The following is a 24,011-nucleotide window of genomic DNA, read 5'->3' on the forward strand; positions in this document are numbered from 1 at the left end:
TCGTAAGCCCTCAGGCAGCCTGTTCTTCGGCCGGCAGGCGGATCAGGTAGTCGAAGGCGGCGAGCGATGCCCTCGCCCCCTCGCCCATGGCGATGACGATCTGCTTGTAGGGCGCGGTCGTGCAGTCGCCAGCGGCGAACACGCCGGGGATCGAGGTCTGGCCATGCCTGTCGACGATGATCTCGCCGCGCGCGTCGAGCGCGAGCGTGCCCTTCAGCCACTCGGTGTTGGGCACGAGGCCGATCTGCACGAACACGCCTTCCAGCGCGATGTCGCGGATTTCGCCACTGGTGCGGTCCTCGTAGGCAATGGCGGTGACGCGCTTGCCGTCGCCCTTCACTTCCGTCGTGCGGGCGGAGGTGATGATGGTGACGTTGGGCAGGCTCCTGAGTTTGCGCTGCAGCACCTCGTCGGCGCGCAGCATCTTGTCGAACTCGACCAGCGTGACATGGCCGACCAGACCGGCCAGGTCGATCGCGGCCTCGACGCCGGAGTTGCCGCCGCCGATCACCGCCACGCGCTTGCCCTTGAACAGCGGGCCGTCGCAATGCGGGCAGAAGGCCACGCCCTTGTTGACGTAATCCTGCTCGCCCGGCACGCCCATGCGCCGCCAGCGTGCGCCGGTGGACAGAACTACCGAAGCGCCGGTCAGCGAAGCGCCCGAGGCCAGCGTGACCCTGAAGCCGTCCGCCACCTGCTCCAGCTTGGTCGCCTGCTGGCCGTTGATGATCTCGGCATCATATTCGCGCACATGGGCTTCCAGCGCGCGGGCAAGCTTCGGCCCTTCGGTGTGGGGCACGGAAATGAGGTTCTCGATCGACATGGTGTCCAGCACCTGCCCGCCGAAGCGCTCGGCCACCACGCCGGTGCGGATGCCCTTGCGCGCGGCATAGACGGCAGCCGCAGCACCAGCCGGGCCGCCGCCGACGATCAGCACTTCGAAGGGTTCCTGCGCGTTGATCGTCTCGACAGCGCGGTCGGCCGCGCCGGTGTCGATCTTCGCCAGGATCTCCTCGGCGCCCATGCGGCCCGCGCCGAAGGTCTCGCCATTGAGGAACACGGTCGGAACCGACATCACCTGCCGCTCGGACACTTCAGACTGGAACAGCGCGCCATCGATGGCGACATGCTCGATGCCCGGATTGAGCACGGCCATGAGGTTGAGCGCCTGCACCACGTCGGGGCAGTTCTGGCACGACAGCGAGAAATAGGTCTCGAAGCGGAAATTGCCCTTCAGCGCGCGGATCTGGTCGATCAGCGCCTGCTCGACCTTGGGCGGATAGCCGCCGACCTGCAACAGCGCCAGCACCAGCGAGGTGAATTCATGGCCGAGCGGAATGCCGGCGAAGGTGAGGTGAATGTCCTCGCCCGGCGTGGTGAGCGCGAAGGAGGGCACGCGCTGGCCGGCCACGTCGCCGCGCCGCACGGTGATCCTGTCCGACTGCTCGCGGATCTGTTCCAGAAGCTGCAGCAGGTCGCGCGACTTCGCATCCTCACCGGCATAGGCGACGATTTCGACCGGGCGCACCAGACGTTCGAGATAGCCCTTGAGCTGGGTTTTCAGGTTTGCGTCGAGCATGGCTGCACTCCTTGGAATTCTGGTGTCGGGAAAGCCGGGCCGGCTTGCCCTGCATGGTGGCCGGGCCGCACTGTCAGGCGGGCAGCCCGGCTTTTCATCATCGCGAAGCGGTCAGATCTTGCCGACGAGGTCGAGCGAAGGAGCGAGCGTCGCCTCGCCTTCCTGCCACTTGGCGGGGCAGACCTCGCCCGGATGGGCGCGCACATACTGGGCGGCCTTGATCTTGCGCACGAGGTCGGACGCATCGCGGCCGATGCCCTCGGCGGTGATTTCCATGGCCTGGATCACGCCATCGGGATCGACGATGAAGGTGGCGCGGTCAGCGAGGCCCTGGCCTTCGCGCATGACGCCGAAATTGTTGGTCACGACACCGCTCGGGTCGCCGATCATGGTGTAGTTGATCTTGCCGATGGTGTCGGAAGAATCGTGCCATGCCTTGTGGGTGAAGTGGGTGTCGGTCGATACCGAGTAGACCTCGACGCCCATCTTCTGCAGCTCGTCATAATGGTCGGCCACGTCGCCAAGCTCGGTCGGGCACACGAAGGTGAAGTCGGCGGGGTAGAAGAAGAAGACCGCCCACTTGCCCAGCACATCCTCTTCGCTGACGGAAATGAACTTACCCTGACGGTAGGCCTGCGCCATGAAGGGTTTGATCTTCGAATTGATGATAGCCACTGTGCACTCCTTTGGAACGGTTCGGCACCGGATATAGATGTTGCACCGCAGCACGTAAAATCGATTGATCCCGCCGGATTGATAGATTTCGTCTATCAGAAAGGGGAAAGCCGCCGCAATCCGTTGAAAAGCCGTGGAATCGGGCGGATTTTTCACGAATTTCAGAGGCTTGCGATTTTGCATAGCTGCCATGCCGCGACATTCTGGCTCGTGTTTTCAACAGAACGGCAGGCTCCGGCGGGGTTTGCAGGCCGGACATGAGACGAGCCCGCAAGAATCGGAATTCTCGCAGTTGCGAGATTGTCTGCCGGAAAATTTCTTTCCTTCTTCGCTGCCTCCGGCGGCTTGACCTTTGCGGGCCGGTAGGGTCAGTTGCCGCGCAAGCCCATCACCCCAAAGCCTGATGGCGCGACAGGCGAACGCACCGGTTCGCGCCGCGCCATGGCCGTCAACGCGGAGGAGTTCCGGCCATGATGAAGACTGTTTCCACCTCGAAGTCGCATGGCGGCGTTCAGGGTGTCTATTCGCACGCTTCCGAGGCGTGCGCCTGCGACATGACCTTTGCCGTGTTCGTGCCGCCGCAGGCCGCAAAGGGGCCGGTTCCGGTCCTGTGGTATCTGTCGGGACTGACCTGCACCCATGCCAATGTGATGGACAAGGGCGAGTACCGCCGGCTTGCAGCGGAGCTTGGGCTGATCGTGGTGTGCCCCGACACCAGCCCGCGCGGCGAGAGCGTGCCGGACGAAAAGGACAACTGGCAGTTCGGCTCGGGCGCCGGCTTCTATCTGGATGCCACCGAAGCGCCCTATGCGAAGAACTACCGCATGTATTCCTATATCACGGAGGAGCTGCCGGCGCTGATCGCCGCCAACTTCCCCGCCGACATGGAAAGGCAGGGCATTTTCGGCCATTCGATGGGCGGGCATGGCGCGATCACCATCGCGCTGAAAAATCCCGGCCGCTATCGCAGCTGCACCGCTTTCGCCCCGATCGCGCAGCCCTCGACGGCGGGCTGGTCGCGGCCGGCGCTGGAAAAATATCTCGGCGCCGACGAGGCGGCATGGCGCGCCTATGACGCGACGCTGCTGATCGCCGACGGCCGCCGGTTCCCCGAATTGCTGGTCGATCAGGGCACGGCCGACTCCTTCCTTGAGGAAGGCCTGCGCCCGCAGCTTCTCGAGAAGGCTTGCCGCGATGCCGGAATGGAGCTGACGCTGCGCATGCAGGACGGCTACGACCATTCCTACAATTTCATCTCCACCTTCATGGACGATCATCTGCGCTGGCACGCCGACCGGCTTCGCTGAGTTCCGGCTTCCGAGACAGGCCCCCCCGAGACAGACAAGTCGCCCGAAACCACAAGTGGTGGCGGGCGACATGTGTGACGCAACAGATGAAGCCGTCGCGCCGGCGCTCGGGGGAACGCGATCCGTTGCGTTTATCTGTGCGGATGCGTCCCGGGTCAGGCTCGCACGGTTCAGGCCCGCAGGGCAGCAGTGCTCCACATGGAGAGCGGGGCGGTGAACGTTTTGGCTTTCGGCTGCTGCCGCTGGGGCTCGCACAGCGAACTGTAGAGCGATTCCAGCACCCCGCGCGCCGGGCTGCTTTCGACGCGATACCAGATCATCTGGCCATCGCGGCGGCCGCTGATCAGCCCGCAGCGGCGCAGCGTGGCAAGGTTCTGCGAGACGGTCGAATCGCGCACGCCGAGCAGCTCCACCAGTTGGCCGACGGATTTTTCGCCCTCCATCAGCATGCACAGGATCATCAGGCGATGCCGGTTGGCGAGCACCTTCAGCAACTCGCTGGCATAGTCTGCCGCCGCCTGCATGGAATCGAGATCAATCTTCATGGTCCGGCCCTGCGCGAAAGCGTTCCGTCGAGGTAACATGCAACCATCCTTATATCTGAATGAATATAAGGATGGAAGCGACAAGGCCTATTGCAGGCCGTACATCTTTTCGCGGTCGAGCTTGTAGGACCATGGCAGGCCGGCATTCTTCCAGCCGTTCACGCTGCGGGTGCCGGCAGTGGGGCCTTCCTTGGCCATGTCGCCCTCGAAGCCTTCGACGATGCTGTAGACATTGGTGAAGCCGGCCTCGGCCAAAAGGTTGGCGGAAGCCGCGCTGCGGTCGCCGGAGCGGCACATGACGATGACCTTCGCGTTCTGGTCGAGCCCCTTCTTTTCCAGGCGCTCACGGACGGCGGGCACGAAATCCGGGTTCAGTTCCAGCTTGAAACTGGACTTTTCCGCGTCCCACACCGGGAAATCGGGCATCAGCATGTAAGGAACATTGGCATCGGCTTCGGTCGGCATGCCGATGAAGTTCATCTCTGCGGGCGTGCGCACATCGATGAAAAGCACCTTTGCCGGGTCCTGCCCGATCATCTCATGGGCTTCGGAAGGGGTGAGGTAGAGACCAAGCTTCGTGTGCTTGGACTTCGGCAGATCGGCCTCCGTCACGGCAAGCGCCTGCGTGGAGAAAAAGGCGAATATGGACAGAGCGAAGGCAAGCAGGCGCACGGAGGGTCTCCCTTGATAGATAGAATTATCTATATTCATACATATATAACGCTTCTTGCCAAGGAAGATTTGCGCGCAGGCCGCAAAAGCCGGGGAAGGTGCCGGCCCGATGAGGCCGCGTCTCGGATCGCCCCCGGATTGCGAACGGGATCGTCATGGGATCGTCGCGATTGTGAAAAGTGACCGTCACAGCCGCGCGCTAGGCGCAAGGGGCATCTTCCTGCAATTCGAGGACCCCTTCCATGTTCAAGAAGACCCTTCTGGCCACCGCCGCGCTGGTGGCTTTTCACCTGCCGGCTTCCGCCGCCGAAACCTTCCCCGCCAAACTTGCCGGCCATGCCTATCTGCCGGCGTTCACGCTCATTCCCCCGCCTGCCGATGCGCCGCGGGACGCGTGGATCTCGGGCAAGTTCACGGGCAAGACGCGCAACCATGACGTGATGTCGGTGCCGGGCGATGTCGGCCCCGCCTATGGCAGCCACCCGACCGGCATTTCGCTGCCCTTCATCGGCCAGCCCGTGCAGGGTCTGTCCGGTTTCGCCATGAACCGCGCCGAAGACGGCAGCATCTACACGCTGACCGACAACGGCTTCGGCACCAAGGCCAACAGCCCCGACGCGCTCCTGTTCTTCCATCGCGTAAAACCCGATTTCGAAACCGGCAAGGTGGAGCGCATCGAATCGGTGTTCCTGCGCGATCCCGACCGCAAGGTGCCGTTCCGCATCGCCTATGAAGGCACGGACAGCCGCTATCTCACCGGCGCGGATTTCGATCCGGAAAGCATCCAGGTCCTCGACGGCGAGGTCTGGATCGGCGACGAGTTCGGCCCCTACATCATCCACGCCACGGCCGACGGCCGGGTCCTGAACGTTCACCAGACCATGCTGGACGGCAAGGCGCTGACCGGTCCCGACACGCCCGGCACCGTGGTTCCCGCCCAGCCCGGCAAGGATTTTCAGGTGCAGCGCTCCGGCGGCTATGAGGGCATGGCGCTTCAGCCGAAGACCAATCTCTTGTGGGCCATGCTGGAAAAGCCGATCCTCGGTGAAGACGGCAAGCCGGAAGGCGACTTCCTGCGCGTCCTGACCTTTGATACGGGCAAGGGCGATACGGGCAAGAGCGGCTGGACCGGCGACAGCTACAAGTTCCGCCTCGCCGAGGGCGCGACGGCGATCGGCGATTTCAACTTCATCGACGACAGTCGCGCGCTGGTCATCGAGCGCGATAATGGCGAGGGCGATCCGAGCCTTGCCTGCGCCGAGGGCGCGGCCGACAAGTCCGCCTGCTATCCGGTTCCGGCAAAGGTGAAGAACATCGTGCTGGTCGACACCGCCCGCATCCATGCCGACGGCTTCATCCACCGCATCGGCCACATCGACCTGATGGACATTCAGGACCCGGACGGCAAGGCCATTCTGGAAACCGATGCCGCGCGCGACCTGAAGGGCAAGTTCACCTTCCCCTTCTTCACCATCGAGGATGTGATGCTCTACGACGACACCCACATTCTGGTCGCCAACGACAACAACCTGCCCTTCTCGGCGGGCCGTCGCATCGGTCAGGCCGCCAACAACGAGTTCATCCTGCTCGACGTGGCGGATTTCCTCGCGGCGAAATAGGCGCGGCACTGTCCGCATGGCACGCTGAACGTGCCGCTGGAGCATTTCGCAGCCGGGTGGAAACATCTGGCGTCGCAGAAAAGCAGAAATGCTCCAGCCAACCGGGCGGCGGGGGTTCTTATCCCCGCCGCCTGTCCTTTCTGGTCTGCCGCATGCTTACCCTTGCCTATGCCGCAGCCTGATCCTGCATGATCGCTGCGATGCGCGCGGCGGTGCGGGCAACACCTTCCTCGATGCGGCCGGCGGGGATTGAGGAATAGCCCATGCGGAAGAAGCGGCACGGGCCGTCCATGTCGGGGAAGAAGGGCGAGCCGGTTTCGATCAGCACGCCGTCCTGCCGCAGCTCGTTCATCAGCCGGTCGGCGTCGAGCCCCTGAGGTCCCTCGATCCAGAAGGAGGTGCCGCCGAAATCGGAAGCCCCGGCGATCTTGAGCCGGTGCCGCTCCAGCGCTGCCGCCATCACCTCATGGCGCTTGCGGTATTCGAGCCGCATCCGGCGGATCACCGCATCGTAGTGGCCGAGCGCCAGGAAGTAGGACACCGTGCGCTGAAGATGACCCGGCGGATGGCGCAGCATCAGCGCGCGCAAAGCCCTCGCCTCGCGGATCACCGGCGCGGGCGCCGCCAGATAGCCGAGCCTCAGCCCCGGAAACAGCGACTTCGAGAAGGAGCCGACATAGAGCACGCGCCCGTTGCGGTCGAGCGACTTGAGCGCCGGCGATGGCGGCTTCAAAAAGCTCATCTCGAATTCGTAGTCGTCCTCCACGATGATGAAGTCGCGCTTTTCCGCTTCGGCCAGAAGGTCGAGCCGGCGCTCCATCGGCATGGTGGCGGCGGTCGGCGAATGGTGGCTCGGCGTGACGAACACCACGTCCGGCTTTGCCGGCAAAAGATCCAGCCGCAGCCCGCCCTCGTCGACGTCTACGGCAATGACGTCGGCGCCGCTCAGATGCAGCGCCGCACTCAGATCGGGATGGCAGGGATTTTCGCACACCGCCACCGATCCCGGCTTGAGCATCAGCTGGATGGTCAGCCACAGCGCGTTCTGGGCGCCCACCGTCACCAGTATCTCGTCGGGGCTGGCCTTGATGCCGCGGTTCGGCAGCGAGCGGCTGCATATGTAGTTGACGAGTTGCACATCGTCGGCGGCGGCAAAATCGCCGGCCATCAGCTCGAAATCCTCGCGCGCCAGCGCACGCCGCGCGCAATCGCGCCATGCCGAGAGGTCGAACAGCGTCGGGTCCATCTGGCCGTAGAGGAAGGGGAAGGGAAAGCGGTGCCAGTCCAGCGGCTTGCGGATGGGCTTGGCGATCGAGAAACTGGCCTTGATCTTGGCCGGCCAGTTCACGGAGCTTTCGGCGGCCGCACTCTCGCCGGAACCGGGGCCGGCCTGGGGCGAGGTGTCGGCAACGAAATAGGCGCTCCGGCCCCTCGCCTCCAGATAGCCCTGCGAGGCCAGCTCCTGATAGGCCAGCGTCACCGTGATGCGCGAGATGTTGAGGTAATCGGCCAGCTTGCGCGTCGAGGGCAGGCGCGCGCCCGGCACCAGCCGGCCCGACAGCACCGCCGAAACCAGCGTCTCGCGGATCTGGTTCTGCAACCCCGACCGCGACTTGCGGTCGATGAAGAAAATCGTCTCGGATACGATCTGCTGGCTCAATGCTTGTCTCTCCCAATTGGACTCATTGAAGTTCCCATTTGGATATAAGGCAAGGGCCATTCCTCCCGTAGCATCACCTCATTCGCAAAAGTGAACACGGGAAGCGGCTGCGATCATTTCCGTCCCGGACGGGTGGTTCCGGCAGCTTCCGCCAACAGCAATGACGGGCGTTCCGCGCCCGCACGATGACGCATGGGCTGCGGCAGGAAAAGCACTGCCCGGCCGGGAGGAACTGACATGACCACCCCGCAACTCACCGCAGCCGATCTCGCGGCGCTGTTCGATGCCTTCAACCGGCACGACATCGACGGGATCATGGCCTGGTTCGCGCCCGACTGCGTGTTCGACACCATCGGCGGCGCCGAGGCCTGGGGCACGCGCATCGAGGGCGCGCCGGCCATCGCGGCGGCGTTTTCGGGCGTATGGGCGGCGATGAAGGATGCGCGCTGGGACCATCACAGCCACTTCGTCCATGGCGACCGTGCCGTTTCGGAATGGACCTTCACCGGCACCAACGAAGACGGCAGCCGTGTCGAGGCCGAAGGCTGCGACCTGTTCACGCTGCGTGACGGCAGGATCGTGAGGAAGCAGGCCTTCCGCAAGCAGCGGCCGCTCATCGCCGCGTGAAAGCAAGCCCCTCCGGGCGCAGGATTTTCAGCCATGCAGCATCAGGCAATCGAAAGCGGGCAAGCCCGCAAGCCCTATGATCCCACCTACGATCCGGTCGTGGCGCCCGATCCCGGCCATGGCCGCGACTATGCGCCGACCTACTGGATCGGCACGGCAGGCGCGCCGCCGGCCGATGACGGGCCGGTGCGGGCCGACATCGATGCCGATGTCGTGGTGGTGGGCTCGGGCTATACGGGGCTTTCCTGCGCCATTCATCTGGCCCGCGAGCACGGCATAAAGGCAACCGTTCTGGAAGCCAACGGGGTGGCGTGGGGCTGCTCCACCCGCAATGGCGGGCAGGCGCAGATTTCGGCCGGCCGCCTCAAGCGCTCGCAGTGGATCGAGCGCTGGGGCGTGGATGTGGCGAAGAAGCTGCACCGGGAGATCGCCGAGGGCTTTGACCTGTTCCGCGCCCTGATCGCCGAGCCGGAGATCGACTGCCTGCCGCAGGATGGCGGCCATCTCTACATCGCCCATCGCGACAAGATGATGCCGGGGCTTGAGAAGGAATCGAAGCTGCTCAACGAGGTGTTCGGCTATCCCACCCGCATTCTCGGCCGCGACGAGGTCCACCGCGATTTCGTGCGCGACGCGGAAGCGCGGGGCGCGATGTACGAGCCGGACGGCATGGGCGTTCATGCCGGCAAGCTCGCCTTCGGCTACCTGAAGCTCGCCCGCAAGCTGGGCGCGAAAGTTCACACCGACAGCCCGGTCATCGGCTACAGCCGGCGCGACGGTTTTCATTATCTGGCGACGCCCGGCGGCACGGTGCGCGCCCGCGCCGTCGCCTTCGCCACCGCCGGCTATACCTCGCCCGGCCTGCATCCGCTGACGAAGCACCGGCTGATGCCGGTCCTGTCCAACTCCATCGTCACGAGGCCGCTCAGCGAGCAGGAAGTCGCCGCGCTGAATTTCCGCACGAAGATCCCGCTCACCGACACGCGCACGTTGCGCCACTATTACCGGCTGATGCCCGACAACCGCTTCCAGATCGGCTCGCGCAGCGCCATCACGGGGGCGGATGCGACCAACCGGAAGCACCTCGACCTGCTGCTGGCCGGCATGGCGCGGAAATTCCCGTCGCTGAAGGGCATCGAGGTCGAGTATTCATGGTGGGGCTGGGTCGATGTCAGCCACGACATGATGCCGCGCATCGCGCAGCCCGATCCGGCGCAAAGCCTCTTCTACGCCATGGGCTATGGCGGCAACGGGGTGATGTATTCCGCGCAGGCCGGCCGCCGGCTGGCGCAGATGGTCGCCGGCAAGGGGGAAGGGCTGGACCTGCCGATCTTCACCTCGGCGCTGCCCCATCATGGGCTGCTGACGCCGTTCCGGCGCATGGGCCAGCGCGCCCTCTACCACTGGTATCACCTGCGCGACGAATTGCTGTGAGCGTTGCTTCAGCCAGCGGCCCCTCCCGCGCCCAACAATGACATGAAAGGGAACACGACAATGAAGATGACGACCGAAGAAGCCTTTGTGAAGGTCCTCCAGATGCATGGCATCGAGCATGCGTTCGGCATCATTGGCTCTGCCATGATGCCGGTTTCGGACCTGTTTCCGAAGGCCGGCATCAGCTTCTGGGATTGCGCGCACGAGACCAATGCGGGACTGATCGCCGACGGCTATGCGCGGGCGACGGGCAAGATGGCGATGGCCATTGCCCAGAACGGGCCGGGCGTCACCGGCTTCGTCACGGCGGTCAAGACCGCCTACTGGAACCACACGCCGATGGTGCTGGTCACCCCGCAGGCGGCCAACCGCACCATGGGTCAGGGCGGCTTTCAGGAAGTGCCGCAGATGGCGCTGTTCGAGGACATGGTGTGCTATCAGGAAGAGGTGCGCGATCCCTCGCGCATCCCCGAGGTGCTGAACCGGGTGATCGAGAAGGCCTGGCGCGGCTCGGCGCCCGCCCAGATCAACATCCCGCGCGATTACTGGACCCATGTCATCGACGTGGAGCTGCCGCAGATCGTTCGGCTGGAGCGCCCGGCAGGCGGCCGGGAAGCGATCGCCGAGGCGGCGAAGCTTCTGTCGGCGGCGAAATTCCCGGTCATCCTCAACGGGGCCGGCGTGGTCATCGGCGGGGCGATCGCGGATTCCGTCGCCCTTGCCGAGCGGCTCGATGCGCCGGTGTGCTGCGGCTACCAGCACAACGACGCCTTCCCCGGAGACCACCGCCTTGCCGTCGGCCCGCTCGGCTACAACGGCTCGAAGGCGGCGATGGAGCTGATCTCGAAGGCCGACGTGGTGCTGGCGCTCGGTACCCGCCTAAACCCCTTCTCGACCCTGCCCGGCTACGGCATCGACTACTGGCCGAAGGATGCGCAGATCATTCAGGTCGACATCAACCCCGACCGCATCGGCCTGACCAAGAAGATCAGCGTCGGCATCTGCGGCGACGCGAAACAGGTGGCGCGCCAGATCCTCGATCAGCTTTCGCCTTCGGCCGGCGACGATGGCCGCGAGGCGCGCAAGGCGGCCATCCACCAGACCCGCTCGGCATGGCTCCAGCTGCTCTCCTCCATGGACCATGAGGACGACGATCCGGGCACCAGCTGGAACGAGGAGGCGCGGGTGCGCGATGCGGGGCTGATGTCGCCGCGCCAGGCATGGCGGGCCATTCAGGCGGGCATGCCGGCAAACGCCATCATGTCCACCGACATCGGCAACAACTGCGCCATCGGCAATGCCTATCCCTCCTTCGGCGAGGGGCGCAAATATCTGGCGCCGGGCATGTTCGGTCCCTGCGGATACGCCTTTCCGTCGATCATCGGGGCCAAGATCGGCTGCCCGGACGTGCCGGTGGTGGGGTTTGCCGGCGACGGCGCCTTCGGCATCTCGATGAACGAGATGACCTCGATCGGGCGCGAGGAGTGGCCGGCGATCACCATGGTGGTGTTCCGCAACTACCAGTGGGGTGCGGAAAAGCGCAACACCACGCTCTGGTACGACAACAACTTCGTCGGCACCGAGCTGAACCGCAATTTCAGCTACGCGAAGGTGGCGGAGGCCTGCGGGTTCAAGGGCGTGATGGCCGATACGCCGCAGAAGGTGACGGAAGCCATCCGCGCCGCCTGCGAGGCGCAGGCCACAGGCGTCACCACCTTCATCGAGGTGGTGCTCAATCAGGAACTGGGCGAGCCCTTCCGCCGCGACGCCATGAAGAAGCCGGTGCCCGTGGCCGGCGTCGACAAGGCCGACATGCAGGCGCAGCAACCCGTCTGAGGCAACGCGGCCAGCGCCTCCGTCAAAGTGCGGGGGCCGGCCATCATCGGTGATGCGGATCGGGGAGGAGGCAGGACCATGAGCATCGCGCCGGCGCAAGAACGCCTCCGAAGCCTGCCCCCGGCGTTCGGCAGAGTGTGGCCCGGCGTGGCCGTGGTCGTGGCCGTCGCCATCGCCGCCCAGTTCCTGTCTGACCACTACGGCGCGCCGGCCATGCTGATGGCGCTGCTGCTCGGCATCGCCTTCCACTTCCTGTCGGAAGAGGGGCGCTGCGGGCCGGGCATCGAGCTGTGCGCGCGCACCGTGCTGCGGCTTGGCGTGGCGCTGCTCGGCATGCGCATCAGCGTCGAGCTTCTGCTGGGGCTCGGAGCCGGCACCATCCTGCTTCTGGTGCTGGCGATCGCGGCAACGGTCGGTTTCGGGCTCGCCGCGGCCCGGCTTCTGGGGCGCGGCTGGCGGCTGGCGCTCTTGACCAGCGGCGCGGTCGCGATCTGCGGCGCCTCCGCTGCCATGGCGATCGCCGCCGTGCTGCCGAAAAACGAGTTCTCCGAGCGCAACCTGATCTTCACCGTGCTGTCGGTGACGGTGCTGTCCACGGTCGCCATGATCTTCTATCCGATCCTGGCCCAGTCGCTCGGCCTCGACGCGCGCGCCACCGGCATCTTTTTCGGCGGCACCATCCACGATGTGGCTCAGGTGGTGGGCGCGGGCTTTTCCGTATCGCCGGAAGCGGGCGAGACGGCGACACTGGTCAAGCTCATCCGCGTGACCATGCTGGCCCCGGTGGTGATCGTGTTCGCGCTCGCCACCCGCAATGTCGGGCAAGGCATGGAAGCCGCTTCCGGCAAGGCCGCCCGCCCGCCGCTGCTGCCCGGCTTCGTGCTGGCCTTTCTGGCGCTGGCGGCGCTCAACTCCCTCGGCTTCGTTCCCGCGGCCGTTTCCGGGCCCGCTTCCGATCTGTCGCGCTGGGCCCTGCTGGCCGGCATCGTCGCGGTGGGCATGAAGACATCGCTGGGCCGCGTGCTGGAGGTGGGTGGTGACGCGGTGGTGCTGATCGTCGCCGAAACCCTGTTCATCGGCCTCTTCATCCTCGCCGGCATCTATTATCTGGGACATGTGTGATGAAGCCGCTGGAACGCATCGTCGAGGCCGCGAAACGGGCGCATAAGCGCATCGTGCTCTCCGAGGGCGAGGACCCGCGCATCGCCGCGGCCGCCGTCCGCGCCGTGAATGACGGCATCGCCGACATCGTGCTCGTCGGCGCGCGGGCGCAGGTCGAGGCGCAGCTTGCCGCCTGCGGGGCCGACCCTGCCCGCTTCCGCATCGAGGACCCCGAAACCTCCGCGCTGACACAGCCCCTCGCCGCAAGCTGGCATGAGCTGCGCAGCGGCAAGGGCGTCGATGCGCAGGCGGCCCTGCAGGCGCTGCGCTCCCCGCTGCTCTTCGCCGCGATGATGGTGCGCGAGGGCGAGGCCGACGGCACGGTGGGCGGGGCCGTCGCCACCACCGCCGATACGGTACGCGCCGCGTTGCAGGCCATCGGCCGCGCGCCGGGCGTCGCCATCGTCTCCTCCTTCTTCCTGATGATGCTGTGCCAGCCGCACCATCAGAAGAAGGGCGCTTTCGTGTTCGCCGATTGCGGGCTGGTCGTCGATCCGGATGCCGCCGCCCTTGCCGACATTGCGCTGGCCTCCGCCCGCTCCTGCGAGGCGCTGACCGGCGAGACGGCGCGTGTCGCCATGCTGTCCTTTTCGACCGGCGGCAGTGCCGCCCATGAGCGGGTGTCGAAGGTGGTGGAGGCGACGCGGCTTGCCCGCGCCGCAGCACCCGATCTTCTCATCGACGGCGAATTGCAGTTCGACGCTGCCTTCGTGGAAGCGGTCAGCGCCGCCAAGGCCCCAAACTCCGCCCTGCACGGGCAGGCCAACGTCTTCGTGTTTCCCAATCTGGACGCCGCCAATATCGGCTACAAGATCGCCCAGCGCATCGGCGGGGCCGAAGCCATCGGTCCCGTTCTTCAGGGTCTGGCCAAACCCGCCAACGACCTCTCGAGGGGATGCAGCGCCGACGACGCCTACAACATGATCGCGGTCACCGGCGTGCAGGCTTCGCAGGCGGAAATGACCACGTAGCGCTACCTCTGATAGCCCCCCACCCTTGCCTTCCCCACGAGGGCCACAAGGGGGCGTGGACCGCTGGATTCCCGGAATCCCTCCTCTCCCATGGGGAGTTAGGGGTTCGGGTGCCTCATGCGCAAACGCGAACGATACGATCCCGGCGGGAAATGTGCCGACCGCTCAGGCGGCGGAAGACAGCCGCACCCATTCGGCGCAGCCATGCAGGGCGCTGGCGTCGTCGCTGAGCAGATGGATGGAAAACTGCTCCATCAGCTCGGCCATGCGGCCCTTGGCCGTGAAGGCGCGCAAAAATGCCGGCTCGCTTTCGAGCAGTGGGCCGAGCGCCCGCGTCACGCCGCCGGAAAGATAGATGCCGTCATAGGGCAGATAGGCCAGCGCCAGATCGCCGGCGACGCGGCCAAGCAGATGCATGAACATCTCCGCCGCTTCCACGCAGAGCGCATCGCTGCGCTCCACCGCGCGGCTGGAAATCTCGGCGCCGTGGCTGAAGCGCGCCTCGACGCCGTGGCGCGCGCACACCCAGTTGTAGATCGCCACCAGCCCGTTGCCGGAAAGGGCGCGCTCCACCGAGGCGCGGCCATTGATGCGCGACAGGGCCTGTTGCAGCGAGAACTCGTCTTCGCCGGCCAGCGCCAGCGTCATGTGCCCGCATTCGGCTGCTACCACATGCGGCGCCCCGCCGAAGCGCGACGGGCACCAGGCGGCGGCGTTGAAGCCGGTGCCGGCCCCCATCACCAGACGCGGTGCGCCCTCGTTCGCGCCCGCCCCTTTCGTCAGGCCCCCGGTCAGGCAGGTCGTCTCCAGCCTTGCCGCCTGCCCGAGCGAAAAGCCCAGCGCCTCGAAATCGTTGATGAAGCCCACACGCGCCGCCCCGCAGGTGGCGAGCACCTGGCTGCGGGAAATGGTCCAGTCGCGATTGGTCAGTGTCGCGCCTTCGGCTGTCGCCACCGAGGCCAGCGCGATGCACACCGTGTCCACCGCCGCCAGGCCGGTGCGCGCCAGATAGGCCGTCGCGACCGCGTAGAAATCGGAAAAATCGTCGTTGCGGTAGATGGCCACGCTGTCGGCCAGAAGCAGGCCGTCGCGCACCAGCCCCATGCGCGTGTTGGTGCCGCCGACGTCACAGGCAAGTGCGTTCATGATGCGTCGGTTACCCTGTTTTTGTGAAAATGGACCGGATGAAGCTGATTTTGTCGGGAAGATAACTTCCGCGTATAAATTGTAAAGTTCAATTTGTATTTTTATATGCTAAGGCTCACTCAGCTGGAATGTTCGTGGTGGCGCGGTCTTTGGTCAAATCTGGCCGGATTGCACAGCGCGAATTCAAATTGTATTCCGCCCTGAGCCGCCCTTATCGGCGAATCGACGGCGCAATCGACAGGTCGAGGCACGAGCATTGCGAGCCGCATCCGGAAATGTAGTCCTGAATGAACTGCGCGAGCTGATCGCGCGCCTCGATGACGGCGCACGGCTGCCGACGGTGCGCGAGCTGATGCGCACCCACCGCGTCAGCCAGGCCACGGTGCAGGAAGCCCTCGGCCAGTTGCGCGAGGCGGGCCTGCTCACCTCGCAGGTCGGTCGCGGCACCTATGTGGTGAAGAACGGCGCCCATGTGGTCGGGGACGACGGCCCGCGTGGCGACCGGCTGGAAAGCCTGCTGATCCTGTCCAACGCCAGCCTCAACGAGCGCTGCATGCTGGTGCAGAACCATATCGTGGAAGAGCTGTCGCGCACCGGCAGCAAGGTGGTGCAGATCTCCTACCACAATACGGGGCATCTGCTGGAGATCCTCACCTCGATCCCCAATTTCGACGCGGCCATCCTGCAATCGCATTATGAAAGCATCCCGATCCGGCTGCTCAGCCTGTTGCAGGGCAAGGCGCGCGCGCTGGTGGTCGACGGCCACACCGTCTCGGGCGTCGACATCGACCGCGTCGGCACCGACTGGGAGGATGCGCTGGACATGGCGATGGCGCATCTGGCCGGCCTCGGGCACCGTTCGGTGGCGCTGGTGTCGCTGGATTCGATGGCCCAGCCGATCCTCACCGTGCGGCGCGCCTTCGACCGCGCCGGGCGCGAGAACGGCCAGTGGCGGGATATGCGCACCATCATGCTGGGCGGCGTCCACAATCCCACCCATTCGGTGGGCGAGGCGCTGCGCCGGGCGCTGTCGGAGCTGATGGATGGCGAAGGCCGCCTGCCCTTCAGCGCCATGATCACGCTCGGCCTCTCCGATTCCTTCGGCATCCGGCATTGTCTGGATGGTCTGGGCATCGACTGGCCGCGCGATCTGGCCGTCTTCATCCTCGGCCACCATGACGTGCCGACCGAGCATTTCGGCACCATGAGCATCGCCGGAAGCTCCTATCTCGAAGGCGCCAGCCGCCTCGTGGAAGTCATCCGCCGCCGCCTCGAAACCCCCGAAACGCCCCCGCAGATCGTCTATCTCGCATGCGCCCAGACAATCCGCGAGAGCACGGGGGAGGCTGTGCGGATTTCGTAAGTGTTCGAGCTTGCGGAAAGGCCTTGTATATCGTGGCCATTTTTGCGGAAAGATATTGCTACGAAAGCGGGAATGCGTTTTCCCTGAGGGTTCTTACCGCAGAAAGCGACCCCAATTTCGGCCAATCCAGCCAAGTCAAGAATATCCCACAAGCCGCCATTGGTTATCCCTCGCACCTCCTGTAGCAAAGTCGCAACCTGGCAGGCGGTGCGGATCGGATCCATGGGACGTATCGGCTGCTTCGGTCCTCTGGCCACGGTCGATAAAGTCCACAGGAAAGCGATGTTAAGGTAGACCTCACAATTCTAGCGTATTAGTGGGCGGACTGTGTAATCTCACGGTTGCGCTCACTCTGTCGACTGGAGCCATAATTTGGCAACCCTTGCGATTTCTGAATTCTCATGCCTTCGCGACGCAACTTTTATGTTGGCACCAATCAACATAATCATCGGTCCGCAAGGCAGTGGCAAAAGCGTCACAACCAAGCTCTTCTACTTCTTTGCCGACATAGTCTCGCAATCTGTCCAGGCAGCGGAACGTGGGGAAACCCTTGAGGCTTTTAAGAAAAATCTTGGTCGGCAATTTATAATGTGGTTCCCTCCCTCAGCTTGGGGTACTGGTAGGTTCAACCTCAACTACTCTGCAGGACTGATGAGTGCCCGCATCCTTCGCAAGGTACGCGGCGGCGAGGTATCTGACGAAATAAATCTAAGCTTCTCGGACTGGTTCACCTCAAATTACAACTGGATGAAGGCCGAATTTTCGAAAAAAGCTCCCCCTTCCGAGGACGATTTGTTCAATGAGGACTTCGCACTAACTGAATCTATTGATCGAGCACATAAGATTAGGCAAGAGATAACCAGTCTGATTGCTAAACGATTGAAATTTGAGTATTTAGAAGCGCAAACTTTCATCCCTGCTGGGAGAGCATTTTTCACTAGCATTGGTAGGCTGGTAGCTGGCATCGAACAGTCCGGGAGCCTAGATCCTGTCACAATCAAATTTGCAAAACTGTTTGCGAGGTTGCGGGATCTTCAAGCTGCCAGCGTAGGTTTAATTAGAGCAAAAAGATTAGGAGAAGATTTTCTCCGCCGAAAGAGTAGATTCATGGGAGAATTATTTGGCGGAGAAGTAAGATTCCAGAATGATTCTGAATTTGTTCTTGCTCATGACGGTCGAAAAATTCCTTTTACTTCACTTTCCAGCGGGCAGCAAGAATTACTACCCATGTGGACACTCGTAAATTATTTTGGGGAGCGTGATGCGCTTCGACGAACTTTCCCACCAGATGTAAAAGTGCACAGGAGGAACGAACTTGTCTACATAGAAGAGCCTGAAGCTCATCTTTTCCCAGCGGCCCAAGGGCTCTTGATGGAGTTTCTAATTGGTTCTGTAGCTTCTGAGCGAAGTCACCGGAAGCTGGTTCTGACGACCCACAGCCCATACATAATGAGCAAGTTGAACGTTTTCCTGAAAGCCGGCCAGATTGCCAGGAGGCGCAAGTTGGCTGACGAAGTAGCACAGATTGTCCCTAAAGAATGTTGGCTTGGCACCAACCAAGTAGCTGCATATTCGATCGAAAACGGCGTGTTGACCAACTTAATGGATGAGGATGGCCTAATCGATGGCAGCTACTTAGATAGCGTTTCAGAAGTCATTGGTAGCGAATTCGATCGGCTATTAGAGCTGGAGATTTCAGCTTAATGGTGGCCGTGTTGGATGCGAGTAAGTGTACGACTTCGCGCAAGGGTGCTTTGATTGTCGTCCAAGAAAATAAGCGCCGAGCGACTTTTCGAAATCCGGATAATGCTGACTACCGGGTCACACGCATAGACGATTGTCTCGTGAGAGACGGTGTGAAGGTCGACTATTTGGTCAACAAGGTCGGCGTGGCCTCTGTTTTGGTGGAACTAAAAGGTAGCGACGTCGATCATGCGTGCGATCAACTCGAAACCACAGTTCGTCACCCTTCGGTAAATCCGCTTCTGGAGAACCGTATCGGTTTCGTGATTGTATGCAGTCGCTATCCTAAAATCGACACCAAAGTACAACGGGCCAAGAGCCGCATAGCCCGAGACTTCAAAGCGGTTCTGCAGGTTGTTTGCGATCGTGGTGAATTTGACATTGAGCGCGTAGCTGGACGTGCGCGTTAAGCGTTGCAATTTCACTATAGGCTTTTTGAAGCGTCACTCCAGAAGCAGCCAGATCGCTTCCCACCCCATTGCAGTCGCGCTTCTGCTTCACTATTGGACGGATGGCGCAGGCATGGCCTCCCGGTTGCGCGGCTTTGATCTGGCAGCCCGAGGCCGATCCGAAATACCCTCCCCGATACAACTTCTCCCCTTCCTCACTGTGCACAAACGCCGCTCCCTGCGATTCCACGCTTGCGCTTGCCAATATGTATGATACGCTACAATACATATTGAACTTCATCCGGTTGGGCGCTGCCCGGGGCCGGGCCTGACAGCCGGGGGAGGCTTCGGGGGAAGGCGGAGGAATGCATGATCGGTGAACGCCTGCCGGGAAGACTGTCGCCGCTGGCCGCGCGGTTCGGCCTGCGGCCGTGGTATGGCGACATCCATAATCATTGCGGCATTTCCTATGGTCACGGCTCGCTGGATGAGGCGCTGCGCCGGGCGCGCCGGCAGCTCGATTTCGTTTCCGTCACCGGCCACGCCTACTGGCCCGACATGCCGGTCGACGATCCGCGCGTCGCCCATATCGTCGATTTCCACGTCAAAGGGTTCGCGAAGCTGCAAACCTTGTGGGCCGGCCACTTCGACCAGCTCGCGGCGGCCGACGAGCCGGGCGTATTCACCGTATTTCCGGGCTACGAGATACATTCCTTCGCCCATGGCGATTACACCATCGTCTATCGCGACATTGCCGGTCAGCCGCTGATCGAGGCCGAAACGCCGGCGGATCTGCACGCAAAGCTGCGCGCCGAGGTTGGCGATGGGGCTTTCGCCTTCCCGCATCACATCGGCTATCGGCTCGGCGCACGCGGCGTGAACTGGGATACGGTGGTGCCGGACCTGTCGCCGGTCATGGAGATCGTCTCCATGCATGGCTGCTCCGAAACCTCGATGATGGACCGTCCCTTCCTGCATTCCATGGGCCCGAGCGACGGGTTCTCGACCGTGCGCCACGGCCTGTCGCTTGGCCATCGCTTCGGTTTCCTCGGCAACACCGATCATCACAGCGGCTATCCGGGTTCCTACGGCCATGGCCGCTCGGCCGTCTATGCAGCTGAAAACTCCCATGAAAGCCTGTGGGATGGCATTCACCAGCGGCGCACCAATGCGCTGACCGGCGATTGCAGCCATCTGTTCTTCGTCATTGGCGATACGGTGCAGGGCGGGCAGATCGCCGCCGGTGGGCCGGCGGAGCTGGAGCTGGAAGCCGTCGGCGGCAGTTTTATCGACAGCATCGATATTATCCGCAATGGCGATCTGGTCTCGCGCATCACGCCCGAGCTTTCCCCCTCCCCTATCGAGGCGGAGGGTGACGACATGGAAACGCTGCTGGTTCTGGAGCTTGGCTGGGGCGCGCGCGGTTCCTTCCATGACTGGACCGGCGCGCTGGAGCTGAGCGGCGGCGAGATCCTGTCAGTCGAGCCGCGCCTGCGCGGTTCGGAAGTGGTGTCGCCGCTGGAAGGCGATGGCGACGAAGAGGACCGCACCCGCATCGGGCTGGAGGGCAACCACATCTCGTTTTCGCTGCGCTCGATGGGCAATCCCAACAATTTCACCTCCGCCACGCAGGCGATCGCCGCGCGCATGCGCATCCGGCCGGAGGCGAAGGTGCGGCTCACGCTTGACGGGCAGGTTTTTGAAGCGAGCGCGGAGCGTCTTTTGCAGGGCGCGCTGTCGGGAAATCTGGGACCGATCGACAGCCCCGCCTTCCGGCTGCACCCGCTGCCGCGCCCGCATCAGTGGCAGTGGCGCGGCACGGTCGGCATCGAGCCGCTCAGGCGCGGCGAATGGATTTATGCCCGCATGCGGCAGGCAAACGGACAGTGGAACTGGGCAAGCCCTATTTTCTGCGAATGAGGGCGATAGAGGCAAAGACATCCAATAAAGAGAGGTCAGCCAGATCGCCCTTTGCATGACGGCCCGGAAACCGGGTCATAAATTGGTGGCGCAAACCGGGAGTATTCAAGTGACCACGAACATCCGCATTCCAAGACGTACCTTGCTCAAGGGAATAGGCGCGGCCGGCCTCGGCAGCGTTCTGGCCCCGCTGTCGTCACGCCCGCTCTATGCCGCGAGCGTGGCGCCGATCACCATCGTCATCAACCAGTCGCCGTGGTTCGATTCGTTCCGCAAGACGGTCGAGGCCTATGAGGCCGAAACCGGCAACAAGGTGGAGCTGGACGTCAATCCCTTCGCCGGTTCGCTGGAGAAGCAGCGCAATTCCGTGCGCGCCAGCCAGGGCCAGTACGATATTCTCATCATGAATTCGGGCTGGTTCACGGAAATGTATGGCGGCGGCTTCGTCGATTCCATCACCGATATCGATCCGGGCTTCCAGCTCGATCCCGATCTCTACACGCTCAACGACACCATCTATTACAACGCCGAGAAGAAATCGCTGACCAGCGACGGCAAGCTGATGTCGATCCCGGTCTCGCCGCTGATTCCGATGCTCTATTATCGCGGCGACCTCTACAAGGAGGCCGGCCTCGAAGTGCCGAAGACCTTCGAGGCGCTGGAAGCCAACGCCAGGAAGCTGCACAATCCGCCGTCCATGTATGGCATCGTCCAGCGCGGCGCGCGCGGCCCGGCAACCGTGTCCTACGATTTCTATCCCTATCTCTACGGTTTCGGCGGCACCATCTTCCGCAACCAGTCGGAGGGCGACTTCACCGTCACGCTGAACTCGGAGGAAGGCCGCACGGCGCTGGATTACTATATCCGCCTCGCCAAGGAAGCCGGCCATCCCAAGACCGCCGCCAACGATCAGGCCAACGTTATCCAGGCCATGGTCACCGGCACGGCGGGCCATGTGATGATGGTCATTTCGGCCGCCTCGCAGATGGACGATCCCGACAAGTCGGCCGTGGTCGACAAGGTCGAATATGCCGTGCCGCCCTCGGCGCCCGGCCTGCCCACCGCACCCGCGCTCGGCCACTGGCTGGCCGGCATTTCGCGCAACGTTCCCGACGACCGCAAGCGCGCCGCCGTCGAGTTCCTGCGCTGGTTCCAGACCAAGGCAGCCCAGCTTGAGACCGCCAAGGCCGGCGGCATTCCCGTCAACGCGGCCGTCTACAAGGAGCCGATCGCCGAGGAACGGCAGTATCGCTGGATGAAGCCGCTTGCCGAGGCCCTGCCGCATGCCGTCAACTCCTACCAGTTCCCGCAGGCCAGCGAGGTGATCGCGGTTCTGGAGCTTGGCCTCAACCGCGCGGTCGCGGGCGAGATCGGCAGCGTCGAGGCGCTTAACGGCATGGCGGGCGAGATCGAGAAGATCATGGCCGGCTACAATTACCGCACCGGGCAGATCAGCCCGCTGTAAGATCATTGCGCAGGCGGCGGGCCCGATACCGGCCCGTCGTCTGCGTATCCAGACGATGAGCAGGATCACGACCCCGCCGCGGGGAAGCGACCCAAACCCGGAGGTACCACCGGTGACGACGAGCCAAGCGACCGCGCAGCGGCCGAGCCCGGCCAACGCCGCCCCCGCTCCTGCAGGCACCGGCGCCGTTGCGCAGGGTGATCAGCGCCTGTGGCGCTGGATTTCGTTCACGCCTGCCCTGGCCATGATGCTGGCGCTCAGCGTTTTGCCCATCGTCAACCTGGTGATCACGTCCTTTCAGGACATTTCATGGGCTGACGGGCAGGCGACGCGCAGCTTTGCCGGCCTTGCCCACTACAAGGCGCTGTTCTCCGACAATCTATTCGCGGCGGGTTTGCGCAACACCGTCATCTTCGCGCTGGCCGCCGTGGCCGGGCAGATGGTGCTGGCCTTCGCCATGGCGCTGATGGTGTCGCGCATCGTGCGCGGCCGGGTGCTCTACCGGGCGATCTTCATCCTGCCGCTGCTCATTCCCGGCATCGTCATCGGCGCCATCTGGAAGCTGATGCTGAATTTCGATTTCGGCCTCGTCAACAAGCTGCTTGGCCTGTTCGGCTTCATGCCGCATGACTGGCTGGGCAGCCCCGAGACGGCGCTGTTCTCCGTCATCGTGGTCGACATCTGGCACTGGACCCCGTTCTGCTTCCTTCTGTTCCTCGCCGGGCTGGAATCCCTGCCGCAGGACGTGTTCGAGGCCTCCAAAATGGATGGCGCCAGCGCCTGGCAGGAACTGGTCCACATCACCCTGCCGCTGATGGTGCCGACCATCATCGTCACTTTCGCCTTCCGCCTGATCGTCGCCTTCAAGGTGTTCGACGAGGTCTATCTGCTCACCGGCGGCGGCCCCGGCACGTCCACCGAGGTGCTGAGCTTCACGCTCTACCAGCGCTTCTTCACCGAGGACAAGGCCGGCTACGGCTCGGCCATGTCGGTGGCCATCATCTTCATCGTCTCGATCCTGCTGGTGATCGCGATTTCGGCGCGTCGCGGCGCGGGACGGCAGTCATGAGACGCCCTTTCTCTTCCTCGCTCATGCTGCATCTGGCGCTTGTGCTGTGCGCGCTGGTCGTCATCGCGCCCATCGTGTGGACGGTGGGTGCCGGCTTACGCACCCAGATCTCGCTGCTCATGGGCCACATGACGTTCACGCCTATCTGGAACAATTTCAACGAGGTGCTGTGGTCGAAGACCTCGGATTTCCTGCTCAACTACCGCAACTCCATCATCGTGGGCGTGCTCAGCACCCTGTTGTGCGTGGTGGTGGCGACGCTCGCCGCCTTCTCGCTGAACCGGCTGAAATGGCCGGGCTGGGTGGTGCACATCTTCCTTGCCTGGACGATGATCTTCCACATGATCCCGCCGGTGGCGCTGGCCAGCGCCTGGTTCACCATGGCGCGCGCCGTCGGGCTGGAAAACACCTTTACCGGCCTCATCCTCGCCCATGCCACGCTCAACCTGCCGATCGCCATCTGGCTGATGGCGGTGTTCATCCGCGAAGTGCCGAAGGAGCTTGAGGAAGCGGCGGTGATGGACGGGGCTTCCACGCCGCGCGTGTTGTGGCATGTGGTGCTGCCGCTGATCACGCCCGGCCTTGCCGCCACCTCGATCCTCACCTTCATCTCGTCGTGGAACGAGTTCGCCGTGGCGCTCACCATGACCATGAAGCAAACGGCGACGGTGCCGGTCGCCATCGCCAAGTTCGCCCAGGACTATGAAATCCAGTACACGCAGATGGCGGCAAGCGCTGCCCTTGCCATGCTGCCTGCCCTTGTCGTGCTGCTGATCGCCCAGCGCTATATCGTGCGTGGCCTGACGCAGGGCGCGGTGAAATAGGAAAGC

General features: G+C 63.5%; 20 protein-coding genes. 14 read left to right on the forward strand and 6 right to left on the reverse strand.

The annotated features are described in order from the left end of the window. Window positions 1–10: 10 nt before the first annotated feature. Together ahpF and ahpC are read right to left on the reverse strand one after the other, a co-directional pair. Entirely contained in the window at window positions 11–1,579 is a 1,569-nt protein-coding gene (ahpF, locus tag AC5XE7_RS03935; RefSeq protein WP_495364891.1) for an alkyl hydroperoxide reductase subunit F, read from the reverse strand. 111 nt (window positions 1,580–1,690) lie between these two features. Then, on the reverse strand, window positions 1,691–2,254 hold the full coding sequence (gene ahpC, locus AC5XE7_RS03940) for an alkyl hydroperoxide reductase subunit C (RefSeq protein WP_239801606.1): 564 nt from the start codon (window positions 2,252–2,254) through the stop codon (window positions 1,691–1,693). A 473-nt stretch (window positions 2,255–2,727) separates the two neighbouring features. Here ahpC and fghA point away from each other — a divergent pair, with 473 nt between their 5' ends. Further along, window positions 2,728–3,561, forward strand: coding sequence for an S-formylglutathione hydrolase (gene fghA, locus AC5XE7_RS03945; RefSeq protein ID WP_495364948.1), 834 nt, complete (start codon window positions 2,728–2,730; stop codon window positions 3,559–3,561). Window positions 3,562–3,731: 170 nt separating this feature from the next. Here the strand turns inward: fghA and AC5XE7_RS03950 are convergent, their stop codons facing one another. Continuing rightward, the gene (locus AC5XE7_RS03950; RefSeq protein ID WP_183832211.1) at window positions 3,732–4,106 is read right to left on the reverse strand and encodes an ArsR/SmtB family transcription factor; all 375 of its coding nucleotides are present in this window, start codon (window positions 4,104–4,106) and stop codon (window positions 3,732–3,734) included. Between the two features lie 87 nt (window positions 4,107–4,193). Further along, a complete protein-coding gene (locus AC5XE7_RS03955; RefSeq protein ID WP_239801608.1) occupies window positions 4,194–4,778 on the reverse strand; it encodes a rhodanese-like domain-containing protein in 585 nt (194 codons plus the stop codon). Window positions 4,779–5,020: 242 nt separating this feature from the next. Here AC5XE7_RS03955 and AC5XE7_RS03960 point away from each other — a divergent pair, with 242 nt between their 5' ends. After that, the gene (locus AC5XE7_RS03960) at window positions 5,021–6,397 is read left to right on the forward strand and encodes an esterase-like activity of phytase family protein (RefSeq protein ID WP_495364892.1); all 1,377 of its coding nucleotides are present in this window, start codon (window positions 5,021–5,023) and stop codon (window positions 6,395–6,397) included. 166 nt (window positions 6,398–6,563) lie between these two features. Here AC5XE7_RS03960 and pdxR read toward each other — a convergent pair whose 3' ends face one another. Beyond that, a complete protein-coding gene (pdxR, locus tag AC5XE7_RS03965) occupies window positions 6,564–8,057 on the reverse strand; it encodes a MocR-like pyridoxine biosynthesis transcription factor PdxR (RefSeq protein WP_495364893.1) in 1,494 nt (497 codons plus the stop codon). Between the two features lie 237 nt (window positions 8,058–8,294). Between pdxR and AC5XE7_RS03970 the strand changes: the two genes are divergently transcribed. The 5 genes from AC5XE7_RS03970 to pta all read left to right on the forward strand — a co-directional run bounded on the left by AC5XE7_RS03970 (window position 8,295) and on the right by pta (window position 14,086). Then, window positions 8,295–8,684, forward strand: a complete 390-nt coding sequence (locus tag AC5XE7_RS03970) for a nuclear transport factor 2 family protein (protein ID WP_183832215.1) — start codon at window positions 8,295–8,297, stop codon at window positions 8,682–8,684. Between the two features lie 33 nt (window positions 8,685–8,717). Continuing rightward, a complete protein-coding gene (locus AC5XE7_RS03975) occupies window positions 8,718–10,118 on the forward strand; it encodes an NAD(P)/FAD-dependent oxidoreductase (RefSeq protein ID WP_495364894.1) in 1,401 nt (466 codons plus the stop codon). A 60-nt stretch (window positions 10,119–10,178) separates the two neighbouring features. Then, window positions 10,179–11,954 carry a sulfoacetaldehyde acetyltransferase gene (gene xsc, locus AC5XE7_RS03980; protein ID WP_495364895.1) on the forward strand — a complete coding sequence of 592 codons (1,776 nt, stop codon included), beginning with the start codon at window positions 10,179–10,181 and terminating at the stop codon, window positions 11,952–11,954. A gap of 78 nt (window positions 11,955–12,032) precedes the next feature. Continuing rightward, window positions 12,033–13,076, forward strand: coding sequence for a YeiH family protein (locus tag AC5XE7_RS03985; RefSeq protein WP_495364896.1), 1,044 nt, complete (start codon window positions 12,033–12,035; stop codon window positions 13,074–13,076). After that, window positions 13,076–14,086: a phosphate acetyltransferase gene (pta, locus tag AC5XE7_RS03990; RefSeq protein ID WP_495364897.1), complete on the forward strand. Its 1,011-nt coding sequence runs from the start codon at window positions 13,076–13,078 to the stop codon at window positions 14,084–14,086. The genes AC5XE7_RS03985 and pta overlap by 1 nt, the downstream gene beginning before the upstream one ends. 165 nt (window positions 14,087–14,251) lie before the next feature. Here the strand turns inward: pta and AC5XE7_RS03995 are convergent, their stop codons facing one another. Further along, window positions 14,252–15,232, reverse strand: a complete 981-nt coding sequence (locus tag AC5XE7_RS03995) for a glucokinase (RefSeq protein ID WP_495364898.1) — start codon at window positions 15,230–15,232, stop codon at window positions 14,252–14,254. Between the two features lie 256 nt (window positions 15,233–15,488). Here AC5XE7_RS03995 and AC5XE7_RS04000 point away from each other — a divergent pair, with 256 nt between their 5' ends. The 7 genes from AC5XE7_RS04000 to AC5XE7_RS04030 all read left to right on the forward strand — a co-directional run bounded on the left by AC5XE7_RS04000 (window position 15,489) and on the right by AC5XE7_RS04030 (window position 24,005). Then, complete coding sequence (locus AC5XE7_RS04000; protein ID WP_495364899.1) at window positions 15,489–16,595, forward strand: GntR family transcriptional regulator; 1,107 nt, start codon at window positions 15,489–15,491, stop codon at window positions 16,593–16,595. Between the two features lie 372 nt (window positions 16,596–16,967). Then, window positions 16,968–18,299 carry an AAA family ATPase gene (locus AC5XE7_RS04005; RefSeq protein WP_495364900.1) on the forward strand — a complete coding sequence of 444 codons (1,332 nt, stop codon included), beginning with the start codon at window positions 16,968–16,970 and terminating at the stop codon, window positions 18,297–18,299. Next, a complete protein-coding gene (locus tag AC5XE7_RS04010; RefSeq protein ID WP_495364901.1) occupies window positions 18,299–18,748 on the forward strand; it encodes a hypothetical protein in 450 nt (149 codons plus the stop codon). Before AC5XE7_RS04005 ends, AC5XE7_RS04010 begins: the two co-directional genes overlap by 1 nt. A gap of 348 nt (window positions 18,749–19,096) precedes the next feature. Then, window positions 19,097–20,647, forward strand: coding sequence for a CehA/McbA family metallohydrolase domain-containing protein (locus AC5XE7_RS04015; RefSeq protein WP_495364902.1), 1,551 nt, complete (start codon window positions 19,097–19,099; stop codon window positions 20,645–20,647). Window positions 20,648–20,756: 109 nt separating this feature from the next. Beyond that, window positions 20,757–22,112: an extracellular solute-binding protein gene (locus AC5XE7_RS04020; RefSeq protein ID WP_495364903.1), complete on the forward strand. Its 1,356-nt coding sequence runs from the start codon at window positions 20,757–20,759 to the stop codon at window positions 22,110–22,112. A gap of 112 nt (window positions 22,113–22,224) precedes the next feature. Beyond that, window positions 22,225–23,181 (forward strand): carbohydrate ABC transporter permease, encoded by a 957-nt coding sequence (locus AC5XE7_RS04025; RefSeq protein WP_495364904.1) that lies wholly within the window; start codon window positions 22,225–22,227, stop codon window positions 23,179–23,181. Further along, on the forward strand, window positions 23,178–24,005 hold the full coding sequence (locus AC5XE7_RS04030; RefSeq protein ID WP_495364905.1) for a carbohydrate ABC transporter permease: 828 nt from the start codon (window positions 23,178–23,180) through the stop codon (window positions 24,003–24,005). Before AC5XE7_RS04025 ends, AC5XE7_RS04030 begins: the two co-directional genes overlap by 4 nt. The last annotated feature ends 6 nt before the right edge of the window (window positions 24,006–24,011 follow it).

The organism is Aquamicrobium sp. YD-1-mutant5 (assembly GCF_059509755.1).